The organism is Corynebacterium sp. (genome assembly GCF_030532965.1).
GTDB lineage: Bacteria > Actinomycetota > Actinomycetes > Mycobacteriales > Mycobacteriaceae > Corynebacterium.
The window spans coordinates 1-17862 of sequence record NZ_JAUNKC010000025.1; the positions used below are offsets into that span (position 1 = coordinate 1).

At 55.7% G+C, this 17862-nt stretch carries 13 protein-coding genes; 8 read left to right on the forward strand and 5 right to left on the reverse strand.

The genetic code is table 11. The features are described from left to right. Positions 1-1132: 1132 nt before the first annotated feature. Positions 1133-2641: a trypsin-like serine protease gene (locus Q4D85_RS10745; protein WP_303200339.1), complete on the reverse strand. Its 1509-nt coding sequence runs from the start codon at positions 2639-2641 to the stop codon at positions 1133-1135. 1036 nt (positions 2642-3677) lie between these two features. On the opposite strand from Q4D85_RS10745, the gene nrdH reads away from it, so the two are divergent. From nrdH to nrdE, 3 genes are all read left to right on the forward strand, one after another. Beyond that, positions 3678-3911, forward strand: a complete 234-nt coding sequence (nrdH, locus tag Q4D85_RS10750; protein WP_047262780.1) for a glutaredoxin-like protein NrdH — start codon at positions 3678-3680, stop codon at positions 3909-3911. A 125-nt stretch (positions 3912-4036) separates the two neighbouring features. Next, positions 4037-4465 carry a class Ib ribonucleoside-diphosphate reductase assembly flavoprotein NrdI gene (gene nrdI / locus Q4D85_RS10755; RefSeq protein WP_303200343.1) on the forward strand — a complete coding sequence of 143 codons (429 nt, stop codon included), beginning with the start codon at positions 4037-4039 and terminating at the stop codon, positions 4463-4465. A gap of 70 nt (positions 4466-4535) precedes the next feature. After that, positions 4536-6695, forward strand: a complete 2160-nt coding sequence (gene nrdE, locus Q4D85_RS10760; protein WP_303200345.1) for a class 1b ribonucleoside-diphosphate reductase subunit alpha — start codon at positions 4536-4538, stop codon at positions 6693-6695. Positions 6696-7078: 383 nt separating this feature from the next. On the opposite strand, the gene Q4D85_RS10765 is transcribed toward nrdE, so the two are convergent. After that, on the reverse strand, positions 7079-7216 hold the full coding sequence (locus Q4D85_RS10765) for a hypothetical protein (RefSeq protein WP_303200346.1): 138 nt from the start codon (positions 7214-7216) through the stop codon (positions 7079-7081). A 209-nt stretch (positions 7217-7425) separates the two neighbouring features. Further along, positions 7426-7911 carry a ferritin gene (locus tag Q4D85_RS10770; protein ID WP_303200347.1) on the reverse strand — a complete coding sequence of 162 codons (486 nt, stop codon included), beginning with the start codon at positions 7909-7911 and terminating at the stop codon, positions 7426-7428. 479 nt (positions 7912-8390) lie between these two features. On the opposite strand from Q4D85_RS10770, the gene nrdF reads away from it, so the two are divergent. The 5 genes from nrdF (at position 8391) to Q4D85_RS10795 (ending at position 14500) form a co-directional block, all read left to right on the forward strand. Then, a complete protein-coding gene (nrdF, locus tag Q4D85_RS10775; protein ID WP_303200349.1) occupies positions 8391-9380 on the forward strand; it encodes a class 1b ribonucleoside-diphosphate reductase subunit beta in 990 nt (329 codons plus the stop codon). 434 nt (positions 9381-9814) lie between these two features. Next, positions 9815-11530 (forward strand): cytochrome c oxidase subunit I, encoded by a 1716-nt coding sequence (ctaD, locus tag Q4D85_RS10780; protein WP_303200351.1) that lies wholly within the window; start codon positions 9815-9817, stop codon positions 11528-11530. Positions 11531-11676: 146 nt separating this feature from the next. Next, positions 11677-12945, forward strand: a complete 1269-nt coding sequence (gene serB, locus Q4D85_RS10785) for a phosphoserine phosphatase SerB (RefSeq protein WP_303200352.1) — start codon at positions 11677-11679, stop codon at positions 12943-12945. After that, a complete protein-coding gene (locus Q4D85_RS10790) occupies positions 12946-13716 on the forward strand; it encodes a peptidyl-tRNA hydrolase (protein ID WP_303200353.1) in 771 nt (256 codons plus the stop codon). It abuts the gene before it with no gap. A 40-nt stretch (positions 13717-13756) separates the two neighbouring features. Continuing rightward, positions 13757-14500, forward strand: coding sequence for a YwiC-like family protein (locus tag Q4D85_RS10795; protein ID WP_303200355.1), 744 nt, complete (start codon positions 13757-13759; stop codon positions 14498-14500). Here Q4D85_RS10795 and Q4D85_RS10800 read toward each other — a convergent pair. Both Q4D85_RS10800 and Q4D85_RS10805 read right to left on the reverse strand, forming a co-directional pair. Then, a complete protein-coding gene (locus tag Q4D85_RS10800; protein ID WP_303200357.1) occupies positions 14497-15891 on the reverse strand; it encodes a class I adenylate-forming enzyme family protein in 1395 nt (464 codons plus the stop codon). The two genes, Q4D85_RS10795 and Q4D85_RS10800, sit on opposite strands and share 4 nt — an antisense overlap. Then, positions 15891-17861 (reverse strand): ATP-dependent DNA helicase, encoded by a 1971-nt coding sequence (locus tag Q4D85_RS10805; protein WP_303200358.1) that lies wholly within the window; start codon positions 17859-17861, stop codon positions 15891-15893. Before Q4D85_RS10805 ends, Q4D85_RS10800 begins: the two co-directional genes overlap by 1 nt. Between the last annotated feature and the right edge of the window lies 1 nt (position 17862).

Here is a 17862-nt window from a genome sequence, read left to right on the forward strand (position 1 = left end):
CCCCTCTAAGCTGGGCCAATACCCAGAAATAGACACACATTTTGTCCCTTAACCCCTGGATGGGGTTAGAAGCAAAAGCGTGTTGTTGCCGGGACTTTTTGTCATGAGGAAGGCATGTTTTGATTGTGATCCTGCGGAGAGCAGGTGTAGCCAGTGCTGCGATTTGAGGTGAGGTGGGAGGCCCTGACCGTCGAAGATGCATGTGAAGACGCTCATGTACCTAACGCCTTGACCTGGTGTTTTGCGCTAATCTTCCCTTCAGCTTTTGTTGTTGGCGGTATCCACAAATTTTTGGAAAGGCCATGGACCCTCTGGTAGTCAGCTTCCAACTCGACCTTTAGGGTCCTTACGCTGCGAAACCAGCCTGTTGGTTGCCAAAGGGTCGAGTTGCCTTCACCGACCCCGCCCTGATCTCCTGCGGTGTTCCACAGAACTTCCATCCCACTGGTGTGTCCGGGCAGCAGGCAGGCGTCGGGCAGATGCCCTGATGTAACCGTGAGTTTTTAACGTTAAGACCTGTTCTTGGCCGCAGGAAGTACCGCAGGTAGTGCCACGGGAATTAATCCAACTCGACCTTTAGGGTTCTTACGCTGCGAAACCAGCCTGTTGGTTGCTAAAAGGTCGAGTTGCCTTCACCGACCCCGCCCCGATTTCCCGGTGTTCCACAGGTTCATGGTTCCCTGCCTAGACAATTTCAACACTAGGGTGACGAAAGTTGGCACATTCCGTTGACGGATCATGGTAGTGAGAGCTTCACCACAATTGTGTCTGGTTCCACGTCATATACAGCACTGGTTTATTCCTTTTAAGCTGCGCTGATGTTTAAAAACGGACACACTTTTCGTCCCTTATCCATTACGCCGGTTTTGCTTTCCGTGGTCACGGTGTAGCGATGGTGTGGGGTTCATACGGTTCAGCATTGAAGCCCTGTGTGTGCTTTCTGGCAGCAACAACGATTGCAAGGTGTAGGTCAAGCGGTCCTTATGGGGTGTTTGGTTGTGCGAATAAGAAAACGGCCCCCGAATGATCTCAGGAGCCGTGTAATCGACTGGTCAGATTCGTTCGTGGTTGTCGCCGGAATAACCCGGTCTACCAGACTATAACCAGGGCTAGGTAGAACCCAGCGGCGCGACTAGAACCGGAATGGCAACGAAGCGGACTTGAGGGTGGTTAGCAACCAGCCACCGATTCCGCCACCGACAAGTGCCACGACGACACTGATGATCGTAACCAACCACGATGGGGAAGTAGAACCTTGGTCTGGCTTCTCGGAATCTTGGAGTTTCTTTTCCGCCGCTTGCCGTTTCTGTTTCTCCTTCGCTAATTCTTTCTCAAGCTCGGCGCGTGCGGCCTGCTCCGCCTTAAGGCTTTCCTCCGCAGCAGCTTGTGCTTGGTTTGCTTCTTTCTGGGACTTTTCGGCCTCCTGACGGGCGTTATTCGCTTCGTTCGCTAGCCGCTGAGCATTATCACGAGCTGTTTGAGCATCTGCTGCTTCTTGTTGCGCCTGTGTTTTTGCGGCTTCGGCCTGGCTTGCCCGCTGCTCAGCGGATTGGGCCTTTGCTTCCGCTGCAGACTGTGCCCGTTCAGCTTCGGTTTTTAAGCGCTCTGCTTCTTTCCGCGCCGCATCGGCCTCGCGGGCGTTCTGTTCGGCGGTTTGTGCCCGTGCTTTTGCAGCGTTTTTGGCTTCTTCGGTGGCGGTTTTTAGACGTTCGGCTTCTTCCCGGGCGGTTGTAGCTTCATCGGCCGCGCGTTCCGCAGCGTTGGCGCGCTCGTTTGCGGTGTTCTTTGCTTCCTCGGCAGCGACCTTGAGCCGTTCCGCCTCTTGGCGTGCTGTGGTGGCTTCGGTGGCGGTGCGTTCGGCTTTTTCCCGGGCGTTCTGATTAGCGATATTGCGCTGTTGCTCGGCGGCCTTGATTCGTTGGTTCAGCCGGGCTAGGGCAGCGGGGTCGATGTCCGCCATGAACGTGGTGCTGCGTACCTGGGGCTTGGAGTTAACGGTTGTAACGATCCATTCGTAGACGGCGGGCACGGAGCTAAAGTTGGTGGCGGTGGAACCCCCGATGGAGGAGGTGATTCCGGCGACGACGCCGTTGAAGAAAATTGGGCCGCCGGAATCGCCGGGTTGGTTTTTGGCACCATCTTCGTTGTCACCGACGAACATTTTGCCGTTGTTGTAGCCACCCGTGGTGTATGTTCCGGTGAGTTTTTGGTGGGAGGCCTTCAACGTATCGCCGGTGCCGATTCCCCAGCCGTAGTTGATTCCCCGGTCACCCCACGACGGCAGTTCTTTTGCGATGTCGGCGTAGTGTTCAAGCCCCAGGCCGTTTTCGACGAAGACGAGTGCGATGTCACCAGAAGGGGCGGCAATGGAAGGCTTTCCCACGATGGTTGCCGCCTTGCGGTTGATGCCGGTTTGGATATAAAACGGTGTTTCGCCCATTGTTCCGCAGTGCAGTGCGGTGAGGACCCAGTGCTCGTCGACGGCGACGCCGGTGCACAGGCCGCCGTTTTGTTCAAGTCTGACTACTTTTTTCGCTTCAATTTCTTCGGCGAGCGTGAGGCGTCCGCCTTCGAGGGAGGAAGCGGACTGGGCGTCGATGCAGGAGGTTGCGGCGAGACATGCGGTCGCAACGGTGAGCATTGAACGTTTTTAACACTTATGTAATTACTTTCTTTTTATCTCTGATTGCGCGTTGTTGGCGGTGTGTGCAATATGTGGAAATTGATTTCCGTCAATTTACGTGGGATTTTCTGTCGATCCCCGATTGGGGCACAGCTTAGTCTGAGTTTATTGCCGCGTGCCGTGAAGGGGCCTGCCATGTCTTTTGCGTGAGGTGTTGCAAAGCTTTTCGACGCCAGGGGTTGCGGTGGTCGGTTCAAAATCTGGCGTGGGGGTAGCTTGGGGTAGTCGTTGGGTTGATAGTGGGGGGACAGAAGAGTCGATGAATCAACCTTTGATATTTAAGGTATTTCTTGAAGTGTCCTGATTTAGTTGTGATGACAACGTTTGTGAAATCTTGGTGCCATGACAACTAATTGCGATAGGTGGGGGCTGTTTATCGCGGTTATTTTCACGTTTTGATAACAAAATATCTGCGCGACGTTTTGCTGCGACGTTTCTCATTTTTACCGGTAAATTTCCTCAATTCAGTTATAGGTTTTTGGGATTGTAAGAATAGCAATGGTGCTGCGTGGTTTTGGTTTTATAACTGTGATTGTTATATAAAAGTAGCTCCCTAGCTTAAATTTTAATAAGAGGTATATATACGTTAATCAATGTTTGGTTGATAGGAAATGTCTTTCTTGCTGGGGGTATGGGGTAGCATGTGAGCTAAAATGTGTGTTAAATCACATTTTGCTCGCGCGGTAGCCGCGAGCTGGGAAGACGTTACGCGTGTGAAAATTGAAGCTCACATCTTTGTAATTTGATTGGGGGAACCAATGCCTACATGTGGTGCTGCAGAGGGTCGTTTACTGGGAATTTCACTATTGTAACTACTATATGTAGTGCTTGTTGCACGAAATCGCCACAACGTATAGTGTCGTTTTTGTCGCCACGGACGCAACGTGACACCGCAATGGCCATCGGTAGTCAAGTGAAGCAGTGGCTCATAACAAAGAATCCCCCGAGGCTGACCAGGACGGTCAGCCGAAAGAGAACTAAGGAATTTTGAGCTATGTCGATCACACTCTTTACCAAGCCAGCCTGCATGCAGTGCAACGCAACCAAGAAGGCTCTTGACCGCGCGGGACTCGACTACAACCTCGTGGACATCAGCATTGATGAAGAGGCTCGTGACTACGTCATGGCGCTCGGATACCTCCAGGCTCCAGTGGTGGAAGCAAACGGTGAGCACTGGTCCGGATTCCGTCCAGAGCGCATCAGTGGCCTTGCAAGCCAAGTGGCTTAACCCAACCTTGATGATATAGCTGTCCGAAGCCCCTATCTGGCTCGCCAGAAACCAATGACTGGCAAGCCGGGGCGCAACCACTTGGGCAGCGCTTTTCATATTTAGCCCCCTGATGGAAAGACACAATGCTGGTCGTCTATTTTTCCTCCGCGACGGAAAACACACATCGCTTCGTCGAAAAGCTCAATCTGCCAGCGCAGCGGATACCGCTCCATAAAACGGATCCGGAGTTAATCGTCGACAAGCCATACGTCTTGGTGTGTCCGACCTACGGCGGTGGTGCGTCGATAAGCGGGGTGACAAACACGAAACCAGTGCCACCGCAGGTGATCCGGTTTCTCAACAACAAACATAACCGCGACCTGTTACGGGCAGTCATCGCGGGCGGCAACTCAAATTTCGGAACCGACTTCGGCAAAGCAGGCGACCTGATCGCCGCAAAATGCAACGTTCCTTATGTTTATCGCTTCGAGCTCATGGGGATGCCTGAAGACGTCGCAGCGGTGCGTCAAGGATTGATCGACAACGCACAAACGCTCGGGCTCGAACCCTGAAACCAACTAAACGTCCAATAACTACATATCACTTCCTAGAACCGACACAACCCGCAAAGGTGCAATTGACGTGACAACTACCTACGGAAAAAACGTGGCAGAACCCGCCTCCCGCGAGGAGCAACTCGACTACCACGCTCTCAACGCCCTGTTGAATCTCTATTCCGAGGACGGCCAGATCCAATTTGATAAGGATCGCGAAGCTGCCAACCAATACTTCCTACAGCACGTCAATCAGAACACCGTTTTCTTCCACGACCTGGAAGAAAAAATGGAATACCTGGTCGAAAACAAATACTACGACCCGGCTGTGTTGGATAAATACGATTTTGCGTTTATCAAAGACCTCTTTAAACAGGCATACGCACATAAATTCCGGTTCCCGACCTTCCTGGGGGCCTACAAGTACTACACCTCGTACACCCTCAAAACCTTCGACGGGCGTCGGTACCTCGAACGCTTTGAAGACCGGGTATGCATGGTGGCGCTCGCCCTTGCCGACGGCGACCGTGACCTCGCCCGCCACCTTGTCGACGAAATCATGACCGGCCGGTTCCAGCCCGCCACCCCCACCTTCCTCAACATGGGCAAAGCGCAACGCGGCGAGCCAGTATCATGCTTCCTGCTGCGTATCGAAGACAATATGGAATCGATCGGTCGTTCCATCAACTCCGCACTGCAGCTTTCCAAACGTGGCGGCGGCGTCGCACTCCTGCTGTCGAACCTTCGGGAATCCGGCGCCCCGATTAAACACATCGAAAACCAGTCTTCCGGTGTCATCCCCGTTATGAAATTGCTGGAAGACTCGTTCTCCTACGCCAACCAGTTAGGAGCGCGCCAAGGTGCCGGTGCCGTTTACTTGAACGCCCACCACCCGGACATCCTTAACTTCCTCGACACCAAGCGTGAAAACGCCGACGAGAAGATCCGCATCAAGACGCTTTCACTGGGCGTAGTCATTCCCGACATCACATTCGAATTGGCCAAGACCAATTCCGACATGTACCTCTTTAGTCCTTACGACGTCGAACGGGTCTACGGCAAAGCCTTCGCCGACTTATCGGTCACCGAACACTACCAAGAAATGGTTGAGGACCCCCGGATCCGCAAGAAGAAGATCAACGCCCGGGAATTCTTCCAGACCCTGGCCGAAATCCAATTCGAATCCGGATATCCCTACATCATGTTCGAGGACACCGTCAACAAGGCCAACCCGATCGCTGGCCGGGTGAACATGTCTAACCTGTGCTCCGAAATCCTCCAGGTCAACACGCCGTCCTATTACAACGAGGACCTCACCTATTCGGAAGTCGGCGAAGACATCTCCTGTAACCTCGGCTCACTGAATATCGCGATGGCGATGGACTCGCCGAACTTCGCCGACACCATTGAGACCGCTATTCGGGCATTAACCGCGGTGTCGGAACAAACCTCCATCAATTCGGTTCCGTCCATCCGCAAAGGAAACGACGACGCCCACGCGATTGGCCTGGGGCAGATGAACCTGCACGGCTACCTGGGTCGCGAGCGGATGTTCTACGGATCGGAGGAAGCCCTGGACTTCACCAACGCCTATTTCGCCGCCGTGCTATATCAATGCCTGCGCGCCTCCAATAAGATCGCGCGGGAACGCGGCGTGGCATTCGGTGGATTTGAAAGCTCCGAATACGCAACTGGTGCATATTTCGATCGGTTCGACCCGGCGGACTTCCAGCCGCAGACCGACAAGGTTAAGGAATTATTCGCTCACTCCAGCATCCACACCCCAACCGCTGAGGACTGGGCTCAATTACGTGCCGATGTTATGGAACACGGGTTGTTTAACCGGTACCTGCAAGCCGTGCCACCAACCGGGTCGATTTCCTACATCAATAACTCCACCTCGTCGATCCACCCGATTGCCTCCCGGATTGAAATCCGCAAAGAAGGAAAGATCGGGCGCGTCTACTACCCGGCGCCGCATATGGATAATTCCAATCTGGAATACTTCCAAGACGCCTACGAAATCGGCTACGAAAAGGTCATCGACACCTATGCGGTGGCAACCAAATATGTTGACCAGGGGTTGTCGCTGACGCTGTTCTTCAAGGACACCGTGACCACCCGTGACATCAACCGCGCGCAGATCTACGCGTGGCGTAACGGGATCAAGACTCTCTACTACATCCGATTGCGGCAGGTCGCATTGGAAGGCACCGCCGTCGAAGGCTGCGTATCCTGCATGCTGTAAGACGATAAAAGGCTAAGGTTGAGGGACTCCGACTGCGTATCGGTGTCCCTCAACCTTTTTAAGTGTTGATATGGGCTTGCCATTGGCGCTTTGTCCGGCATTGGGGTATAAGGACGGGCCGGATTCTACAAGCAAAATGCTCCATAGGAACAAACCATCCTGCAGAGCATTTTTCGTGTTTCGGCAACCCATACACGATTAGGCGTTACCAACTCGTGGCTAGCTATGGGAACTGCAGTGAATTGTGGATCCGGCGGCGAAAGAAGACATAGCGGGGTAATATGCAAGTCCAGCATTTACATATTCTGTAATACCTTCGACCGTGGAATGTGGGGCAAATGTATTAGGGTCAATGGTTTTAATAACACGGTCGTAAACAGCCCCTACCGTGTCTGCCCATCTCCCTTGTAGCACTCTTCGTTCCATGCTTGCCCTTGCGCTGATGCTGGTGGGGTCATCACCCCGGTTAGCGCTAGTGCGATAACAGCTGTTGCGGTTGCTTTCTTGGTGAAGTTTTTCATATTTCCCCTTAGTCTCCCGGACAATAACCAAACCTTATGGTGGCAAAGCGCACAATACCTACACGATAAATGGGGATTTTCTGAAAACCCTTCCTCAACGATCTCATGAGACATAGAATCCGCCGTGGATTCTAGGAACACGAAACCCCACCAGTTTAAACCGGTGGGGTAGTGGCGTTACTGCGTGTATCCGTCCGTTATGGAACGGGCTAGCGTTTGCCCAATTCGCCATCCATGATGATGGTGCCGAGGCCTTCGCCAGCGAGCTTTAGGCGGTCGAGGATCTCCTCAACGGAGGACTCTTCTTCGATCTGTTCCTGAAGGAATCCATCTAAGAATGGGCGGGACTCAAAGTCCTGCAGTGAATCGGACAGAACGGCGATCTCCCGAATCATGGAGGTAACCTTCTGCTCGTGTGCCAATGCTGCTTCGAAGGCATCGATTGCGGAGGAAACATCCACCTTTGGTGGTGCGATGTCGCCAATCTGTGGGGTGTAGCCACGGTCGAGTAGGTGCTGGGCGAACTGCTGCGAGTGATCCAGCTCTTCCTCGTGCTGCTTCTTCATCCAGGAAGCCATTCCGGTAAGCGACATATCCTCAAGAATGTAGGACATTTGCAGGTAAACCATTGCGGCTTCAAGTTCGGCGGTTACTTGGTTATTGATTGCTGATGCAAGTTTCTCATTGATCCTCATGCCTTGGAGTTTAAGGGCAAATAATCGCATTGTCAGCTAAAGTTAGCCCAGCTTAACCCGCTTTTATGCAATTTGGATATCCTAAGATAACCTACTGAAAATGGCGGTCGCATTATTGAAACGACTATCTAATTAATGTGGTGAATGCCACTTTCTATTCCGCCCGTTTGGTTGCGAAGTTGAGGCTGTCGAAAATGCTACTAAGGGTAGGGGAAATTAAGTCCCACCAGCTGGGTGTGACCAAGATCATATTTCACCGGTTGAGTTTTGGTGACGGTGGGTGGGGATTGGGTTGGAAGACCGCGGTGGGGGAATGGGGAAACGGCCGATATTCGGGTACTGTTGAACTATTCGCGTTTTAAGCGTGACCGTGGCGTGGTGCCTATCTATATTGCGCGCTCACGGCCAATGATTCTGTGCCCACGTGCGCAAAAGTCAATAACACCAATAGTCCTGTTGGATCGAGGAGAATGCGCTTTATGAATAGCGTTGAGGATGCATACATCCAAACCCACCCCAAGCCGGTGCGGGCAATCAACTGGAATACTATCCCGGATGAGAAGGACCTGGAGGTCTGGGATCGTCTGACCGGAAATTTCTGGTTGCCGGAGAAAATTCCGGTATCAAATGACATTAAGAGCTGGGGAACGCTCAACGATCTGGAAAAGCAAACAACAATGCGGGTCTTTACCGGCCTGACCTTGCTTGACACGATTCAGGGAACCGTTGGTGCGGTGGCTATGTTGCCGGATGCGGTAAGCCTGCATGAGGAGGCGGTTCTTACCAATATTGCCTTCATGGAATCCGTGCACGCCAAGAGCTATTCCAATATTTTCATGACGTTGGCCTCGACCAAAGAAATTAATGAGGCATTCCGGTGGTCGGAGGAGAATGAAAACCTCCAGAAAAAGGCCAAAATTATTCTTTCCTATTACGAAGGGAGTGACCCGCTCAAGCGTAAGGTTGCTTCCACGTTGCTGGAATCATTCCTTTTCTATTCCGGCTTTTACCTTCCTATGTATTGGTCGAGTCATGCCAAGCTGACCAATACCGCCGACATTATCCGCCTTATCATCCGCGACGAAGCGGTGCACGGATATTACATTGGCTATAAATATCAGCAGGCGTTGCGTAAGGAGTCGCCGGAGCGTCAGGAAGAGCTCAAGGAGTACACCTACGACCTACTGTATGACCTCTATGAGAATGAGATTCACTACACCGAGGATCTCTATGACCCGCTGGAGTGGACGGAAGATGTCAAGCGCTTCCTGCGGTACAACGCCAACAAGGCGCTGAATAACTTGGGGTACGAAGCGTTGTTCCCGGCCGACGAATGCCGGGTATCGCCAGCAATTTTGTCGGCATTGTCGCCGAATGCTGATGAGAACCACGACTTCTTCTCTGGCTCGGGTTCCTCTTATGTCATTGGTAAGGCGGAGAATACTACCGACGATGACTGGGACTTTTAAGTAGATTTCGATCGCTGGCCCGCACGTCGCCTTTCAATGTAGGTGGGGTGCGGGCCGTTCTTTGCGTTACGACGAATGAGGGTGGCATGTGATCATCATCTTTCGTTCCACCTTTGGATTGATACCACCTGGGGGTGTGAATTATCCAAGAAAGGGGGTGGCGCGTCGCTGGCACCATGCGTCACAAATGTGTTGACGATCACATAAATGGCGGGAAATCTAAGCTCACTGCAGGTGGTGGGAGAGAAAAGCCCAGGAATTGTCAAAAAACACTTTTTAACCAGCGAAGAACACAGGTAGGGTAGAGGGAAGTCTAGCTAGGAATAGCTGGTATATCCGCGTTGCGCTCCCTTAGAATGAGGAAGCGTAATTTTTAGATACAGTCCAGATGGTCAAAAATCAGGGCTGCTATCTCATAAAGTCAGGAGGATCGTATGACCGCTGTGGTGCCACGGCAGGAGAATTACTCCGAGCCAACTCGGCCCGCACCGACCGGAGGAGCCCGCATCGGCTCTCTGGCCTGGAAGATGTTGACCACCACCGACCACAAATTGCTGGGCATCATGTACATCATCATGTCCTTCGTGTGGTTCTTCCTTGGTGGCTTGATGGCACTTCTTATCCGTGCCGAGCTTTTCACCCCAGGACTTCAGTTCCTGTCCAACGAACAATTCAACCAGTTGTTCACCATGCACGGCACGATCATGCTGCTGGCATTCGGTACCCCCGTTGTGTGGGGCTTCGCAAACTACGTGTTGCCGCTTCAGATCGGCGCGCCTGACGTTGCGTTCCCTCGGTTGAATGCGTTCGGTTTCTGGATCACCAGCATCGGCGTTGTCGCAATGTTGGCAGGCTTCCTGACCCCAGGTGGCGCTGCTGACTTCGGCTGGACCATGTACCTGCCGCTGGCGGACTCTATCCACTCCCCAGGCATCGGCTCTGACATGTGGATCGTGGGTGTGGGTGCAACCGGTGTCGGTACCGTTGCTTCCGCAATTAACATGATCACCACCCTGCTGACCATGCGTGCCCCAGGCATGACTTTGTTCCGTATGCCGATCTTCTGCTGGAACATCTTCGTTGCTTCCGTCATCGTGCTCATGATCTTCCCACTGCTGCTCGCTGCCGCATTGGGTGTACTGTACGACCGCAAGCTGGGCGGACATATCTACGATCCGGGTAACGGCGGTGCCATCCTGTGGCAGCACCTATTTTGGTTCTTCGGTCACCCTGAGGTGTACGTCCTCGCACTGCCATTCTTCGGCATTGTTTCCGAGATCATCCCAGTGTTCAGCCGTAAGCCAATGTTCGGTTACATCGGCCTGGTATTCGCTACCTTGTCCATTGGTTCGCTATCCATGGCTGTGTGGGCACACCACATGTTCGTGACCGGCGCGATCTTGCTGCCATTCTTCTCCTTCATGACCTTCCTGATCTCGGTTCCAACCGGCGTGAAGTTCTTCAACTGGCTGGGCACCATGTGGAAGGGTCACATCTCCTGGGAGACCCCAATGATCTGGGCAGTGGGCTTCTTGGTTACTTTCCTCTTCGGTGGTTTGACCGGTATTATGCTCGCGTCTCCGCCATTGGACTTCCACTTGGCTGAGTCTTACTTCCTGATCGCTCACTTCCACTACACCCTGTTCGGTACCGTGGTATTCGCCGCCGTTGCTGGCGTGTACTTCTGGTTCCCGAAGATGACCGGCCGTATGTTGGACGAGCGTCTGGGTAAGGTTCACTTCTGGTTGACCTTCATCGGCTTCCACGGCACCTTCCTGATCCAGCACTGGGTCGGCAACATGGGTATGCCTCGTCGCTACGCCGACTACCTTGACTCCGACGGTTTCACCACGCTGAACCAGATCTCCACCGTGTTCTCCTTCCTGCTGGGCATGTCTGTGATCCCGTTCATTTGGAACGTGATCAAGTCCTGGCGCTACGGTGAGATCGTTACCGTGGACGATCCATGGGGTTACGGCAACTCCTTAGAATGGGCTACCTCTTGCCCACCGCCACGCCACAACTTCGTTTCCATGCCTCGTATCCGCTCGGAGCGTCCTGCATTCGAGCTGCACTATCCACACATGGTGGAGCGGATGCGTCGTGAAGCTCACGTTGGGCACCACACCGAGCCGGTGAACAAGAAGTAAAGTCTTTAACTACCTCACTGACTTTTCGATAAAAGGGTTAAAGGGACATTGGATGTCTCCTTTAACCCTTTTTGGTTTCCCCTTGTTGAGGGCAGCGAAGAGGTTGGAATTTCTCCGGCCCGATTTTCATGGAAGAATACAACAACGTGTCTGATGCAAATTCCACTCAGTTAACGGTTGCGCTACAACACGGGTTGATCCCCGCAGTGGTCACTATCTCTGGCAAGGACCGCCCCGGGGTGACGGCCGCATTCTTCCGGGTGTTAGCGGCAAATGGCGTGCAGGTGCTTGACGTTGAGCAGTCGCAGTTCCGCGGTTATTTATCGCTTGCCGCTTTCGTCGGCATCGCCCCGGAGGGGGTGGACAATCTTGAGGAAGGCCTGAGGGAAACCCTCAAGGGGTATGGCCAGATCGTTTCCGTGGAATTGCAGTCCGAAGCGCAGTCTTCTCGCCCCCGCTCCACCCACGAGATAGTGATTCTCGGTAACCCGGTGGAGGCTAAGGATATTTCCCGAATTGGCCAAACGCTTGCCGATTACGGCGCCAATATCGACACTATCCGGGGCATTGCGGATTACCCGGTGACGGGTCTGGAGCTCAAAGTAACCATTCCGAACCCGAAGCCGGGCGGTGGTATTCCCATCCGTAAGGCGTTGGCTCAGCTCACTCCAGAACTGGGGGTGGACATTGCCATCGAACGAGCCGGTTTACAGCGGCGGTCGAAGCGATTGATCTGTTTCGATTGCGACTCGACCTTGATTACCGGTGAGGTTATCGAGATGCTCGCGGCCCATGCCGGGCGCGAGAAGGAGGTCGCCGAAGTGACCGAACGCGCCATGCGCGGCGAATTGGATTTCGAGGAGTCGTTGCGGGAGCGGGTGAAAACCCTCGCGGGTTTGGATGCGTCCGTTATCGATAAGGTGGCAGCGGATATTGTGCTGACGCCGGGTGCGCGCACCACCATCCGCACGTTGAAGCGGCTGGGGTATAAGACAGCTGTGGTCTCTGGTGGCTTCATCCAGGTTTTGTCGGATTTGGCCGAAGAACTTGACCTCGATTACGTTCGTGCCAATACCTTGGAGATCGTCGATGGGAAGCTGACCGGAAACGTCATCGGCAAGGTGGTGGACCGAGCCGCCAAGGCCGAGTTCTTGGCGGAGTTTGCTGCCGATTCCGGCCTGGAAATGCACCAAACCGTGGCCGTCGGTGACGGCGCGAATGACATCGACATGATTTCCGCTGCCGGTTTAGGCATTGCCTTCAACGCCAAGCCCGCGTTGCGGGAAGTAGCGGATACGTCCGTTAATTCGCCGTTTTTGGACGAGGTGCTGCACATGCTGGGCATAACCCGCGCCGAGGTCGACGCCGCCGACGAGCATGCAGGCACCGTCCACCGAGTTCCGTTGGAGCAATAGGTGCTCGACCCACATTCGGAATACTTCGCCACCGCTTCTCGACGCCTCCAGGCCGCAGCGGCGGACCGGGACTGGGACGATCACGGTGAAGACCCCACCGACCCAGAATCCATTCACGCCATGCAGATCGTGCTGAATATCCCGAAGCTCAATCCGCCGCCGCAACTAGCATTGGTGGCCGCAGCGGCGGAGGCGACGGTGCGGTTGTGCTTAGATGACCGGGCGGGTTTCGGCTTTGAACCAGGTGATGGCTCATTCGCCGCCGCAATCGACGCGTGGTACCAGCACCGGATACGGAAAGTAACCCGCCGCGCCCGCAATGCGGCCTGGGAGCGGGTGCAGCTGGTTCCCGGGGTCACCGCCACCTACGAGCAGGCGGCGGCGCGTGCGATAGTGCCCAGTGCGGTCTATCGGGTCGACCCAGCGGTGGCGAAACTCCAGATCGGTGGAACTAACGTCGACGATGGGGACGTCGACAAGCGGCCAAGTGGGTGCCCGCATATTTACTTGGATTCTGGTTTGGCTATGTCGACCGGAAAACTGGCCGCGCAGGCCGGACACGCGTCGATGCTCCTGGCCGCCGCCAGGCCGCTGGACTGGGTGCGTGAGTGGGCGAACGGTGGCTTCCCGCTCGCGGTGGAAATGGTTGATGCGCAGACTTTCGGTCAGCTGCGCGAGCACGCGGACGTTGTGGTCGTCCGCGATGCGGGGTTTACCGAGGTTGCTGCCGGGAGTGCTACGGCGATTGCCGCCCCGCAGGCTATACTTTAGTCCGGAGAAAATATCGACTTAACAGGCGGAAAGATAGAAAATGGCGCGCACTCGCGGCTGGGTACCGGATCAACACGGTGCGTGGGTTATGGTTTTCTTACCGTTCGTCTTAGGCGTCATCATCGCCAGGCCCCACCTTATCCACCTGCCGCTGTTTATTGCCTGGCTGGTGGGCTATTTCTGTTTCTTCGCCGCCTCCCTGTGGTTCAAGGCGCGCCCCAATAGGAAACCGCACTACCTACCGCCGCTTATCACATACGGGATGGTCTCCGCGCTCGCTTGCCTGCTAACCCTCTGGCTTAACCCCCACCTGCTGTGGTTCGGCCTGCTGTTTACCCCGCTGGTTGCCGTAGCCGCATGGGAGGCGATCAAACGTCGCCCCCGATCGCTGGCATCGGGAATCGCAACGGTTCTGGCCAGCGCCCTCATGCTGCCGGTCACGGTGGCCGCCGCTGGTGCCGATCCGTGGTCGGTGTGGGCGCGCACCCTTCTGGTCGCACTGTATTTCTGCGGCACGATCCCTTACGTAAAGACGTTGATCCGGAACCGGAACGACCCCGCCTGGTTGCAAGGCTCGGTGGGCTATCATGCGGTCGCGTTTTTCCTGGTCTCTAAACTAGCCTGGAACCAGCTGGTGAGCTGGTGGGCGCTTCCGGTGTTCCTCGCCTACGCGCTGCGTGCATGGTGGGTGCCCACCATGGGTAGAAAGTGGCGGCCGAAAGAAATCGGCATTGGGGAAATGGTTTCCAGCGCCGCGCTGGCCGCCGTTGTGTTGGCGTCTTAACCATCCTGCATAAGCCGTCGAAGAATCTTCCCCGAAGCCGAACGCGGAATGCTATCTGCAAACCGCACCTGCCGAATCCGCTCAGCTGGTGTTACCCGGCTTGCTACGGTCTCCATGACCACCGCTGCCGGTACATCGCCGACAATCACCGCGACGGGTTGCTCCTCCCCATCGGCTCCGAAGCCGCGTACCACCGCGCAGTCCAGCACGCCGGGAATGGTCAGGATGATATTTTCTAGCTTCTGCGGCGACACCTGCACCCCGTGCGATTTAATGATGTCCTTCAACCGATCCACCACGAAAAACTCCTCGCCGTCACGGGCGACGATATCGCCGGTGCGCAACCAGCCGCCGTCGACAAGCGTGGCGGCGGTGGCGGCGGCGTCGCCCAGATACCCGGCCATGACCTGCGGACCCCGCACCCACAGCTCGCCACGCGCGGATTCGGTGCTGGTTTCGGGGTCAACCACCCGCGTCTCCGTCCCCGGCACAACGCTACCGATTGACGCCATCGGCGTATCGCCGCGCTGCGCCAGGTGGGTCACCGGCGCAGCCTCGGTCATGCCGTATCCCTGAATCACCCGCGCCCCGGTTCGCTTTTCGACGACCTCCCCAGTCGCAGCCGGCAACGCAGCCGCGCCGTTGATGATCGTATGCAACGAGGAAAAATCGGTCCGATCCACCAGCGGATGCCGCGCCAATAACGTGGCAAGCGGCGGCGCGATGAACGTGACATTAACGCCGTGCTGCTCATGAGCCTGAATAAACGACTCAGCCGCAAACGGCTGGGCGATAACCGTCGCCCCCAAGAACAACGGGGTGTGCAATAACGCCGTGAGGCCATAAATATGGCTAAACGGCAACACCGATAAACACCGCTCACCTGGCGAGATCGGAACCACCTGAGCAAACTGCATGGTATTGGCCACCAAATTCCGGTGCGTAAGCATCACCGCCTTCGGCAGACCGGTGGTCCCCGAACTCATCGGTAAACACGCAAGCCCCGTCGGTGCAGCGTCGAAAAGACCCGAAATTTCCCCAATAGGGGGAAGGGCACGCAACCTCGCCAATTCGGTGGCGGTGATGACCATAACCGCACCGGTTGCCGACACCTGATAGGAAACATCCGCATCCGTTGCGGTCATAGGGATCGGGGTGACCACCCCACCAGCGCACAACACCGCGTGGAACGCCACCGCAAAATCCGCCCCATTGGGCAAGTGCACCCCCACCACCGCACCAGGAGAAAGATCCAACCGGGCGGCTACGCGCCGAATGTCGTCGAAAAGTTCCCGGTAACTCAGCGCCCCTATTGGGGAAATAATCGCGGTGCGCTCCGGCGGGGCGGCGTCGAAAAGCAAGCGAGTCAACGACACATCGGGAAACTCCATTAACCCGCCACCAATCTACCCAGTGCAGCCGTCACCACAGCCTTATCCGTGGTGCGCCAAAACCGCGGCATCGAATTGAGCAAAAACCCGCCGTAACGTTTCTCCACAATGCGCTTATCCAAAACCGCAACCACGCCCCGATCCGACACATGACGCAGCAACCTGCCCGCGCCCTGAGCCATCAATAACGCCGCATGGGTCGCAGCAACCTCCATGAAGCCATTCCGCCCCTCCGCATCCGCAGCCTCCTTACGCGCCTGCAGCAACGGATCATCCGGGCGGGGGAACGGAATCCGATCCATAAACACCAAGGAACAACTCTTACCCGGCACATCCACCCCCTGCCACAACGTCAACGTGCCGAATAAACACGTGTTCTCCTGCTTAGCAAACCGATCCACCAACGCGCCGGTAGTATCGTCGCCCTGGCACAAAATATCGAACGGCAGGCGCGGACGCAGTAACTCCGTAGCCTGCATCGCCGCGCGCCGGGAAGAAAACAACCCCAACGTTCGGCCACCGGCAGCCATGATCAGATCGTAAATCTCATCTACCAGCTCCTGCGGCAAACCATCGCGACCGGGCTCCGGGACATGCCGAGGCGTATATAAAATCCCGGACTTCGCCGGATCGAACGGGGTGCCCGCATCCAAATGATCCCAGCTACCCTTCGGCAAGCCCCAGCTCGCGGCCATCGCCGTGAAATTCCCCCCAATAGTCAGCGTCGCCGAGGTAAGCACCACCGTATTGGAACCAAACAACCGGTCATGCAGCAACCCCGCCACCGACAGCGGGGCGACCTTGAGCATCGTGCCCCGGCGCTCGTCGATTTCGGCCCACACCACATCCGAGTGCTGGGACTCGTCCGGCTGTGCAAAAACCTCCAAAATCCGCACCACACAGTCGTGCTGATCCTCAATATGGTTGGCCAAACTCAACCGCTCCGCATGCTGCTCCGGCTGATTCGCCGCCTCGCCTGCTGGGGCCTGGCCGATAGTCTGCTTTAACTGCCATAAACAATCCCGCAGCGCCGTCAACGTCGGCGCCACCTGCTCCGGCAAGTTAACCAACCGACCCGGCTCAATCCCCAACATGGATTGCTCCCACTCCGTGGCCACTTCTTTTAGCTTCTCGTCTCGCCCCTCGGCACCCAACTTACCGGCGCGCCGGGCGGTCAAGGTCAAGGTAGTGGTGGAGATTTCTGTGGTGGAAACCGAGGTGATCCGGCCGTCTAATTCGTGCGCCTCGTCGATGATGACCACGTCGTGTTCCGGTAGCACATTGACATCGAGCATCGCATCGATTGCCAGCATCGCGTGATTGGTGACAACAATATCGACGTCTTTGGCCTGCCGCCGCGCCAATTCCGCAAAACACGTGTCGCCGTGTGGGCACCGGCTCGCCCCAATACACTCCTTGGAGCTAACCGACACTTGCCGCCACGCCAGATCGGAGACACCTGGTTCGAGCGAGTCGCGGTCACCGGTTTCGGTCTCATTCGCCCACTCGTACAGGCGGGTTATTTGCGCCCCTAACCAGCTGACCTCGGATTCGTCGATAAGTGCTTCCTCATCGCCAGCGAGGCTCTCGGCGTGCGCGATTTTATTCTGGCACAAGTAATTATGCCGCCCCTTCATGATGGCAAAGGTGGGCCTGTTGTTTAGAACCGGCTCCAATGCGTCCGCCAACCGAGGGAGATCCCGCTCCACCAATTGGCGTTGCAGCGCAATGGTGGCGGTGGAGACGACGACGGTGGAATCCGACAATTGCGCGTAGCGGATCGCCGGGACTAAATACGCGAGCGATTTACCGGTGCCGGTGCCCGCCTGCACCGCCAAATGCCGCTCCGTTTCCAATGCCCGGGTAACCGCTTCCGCCATCGCCACCTGGCCAGCCCGGGTGGCACCACCGATACTGGTGACAGCGGCGGTTAACAAGTCACCGGTAGTGCACGCTGCTTCCGTGCTCATG

Coding starts and splice junctions, on each gene's coding strand:
- Q4D85_RS10745 (WP_303200339.1), bottom strand. CDS start 2,641: ATGCTCACCGTTGCGACCGCATGTCTCGCCGCAACCTCCTGCATCGAC.
- nrdH (WP_047262780.1), top strand. CDS start 3,678: ATGTCGATCACACTCTTTACCAAGCCAGCCTGCATGCAGTGCAACGCA.
- nrdI (WP_303200343.1), top strand. CDS start 4,037: ATGCTGGTCGTCTATTTTTCCTCCGCGACGGAAAACACACATCGCTTC.
- Q4D85_RS10765 (WP_303200346.1), bottom strand. CDS start 7,216: ATGAAAAACTTCACCAAGAAAGCAACCGCAACAGCTGTTATCGCACTA.
- Q4D85_RS10770 (WP_303200347.1), bottom strand. CDS start 7,911: ATGAGGATCAATGAGAAACTTGCATCAGCAATCAATAACCAAGTAACC.
- nrdF (WP_303200349.1), top strand. CDS start 8,391: ATGAATAGCGTTGAGGATGCATACATCCAAACCCACCCCAAGCCGGTG.
- ctaD (WP_303200351.1), top strand. CDS start 9,815: ATGACCGCTGTGGTGCCACGGCAGGAGAATTACTCCGAGCCAACTCGG.
- Q4D85_RS10795 (WP_303200355.1), top strand. CDS start 13,757: ATGGCGCGCACTCGCGGCTGGGTACCGGATCAACACGGTGCGTGGGTT.
- Q4D85_RS10800 (WP_303200357.1), bottom strand. CDS start 15,891: ATGGAGTTTCCCGATGTGTCGTTGACTCGCTTGCTTTTCGACGCCGCC.
- Q4D85_RS10805 (WP_303200358.1), bottom strand. CDS start 17,861: ATGAGCACGGAAGCAGCGTGCACTACCGGTGACTTGTTAACCGCCGCT.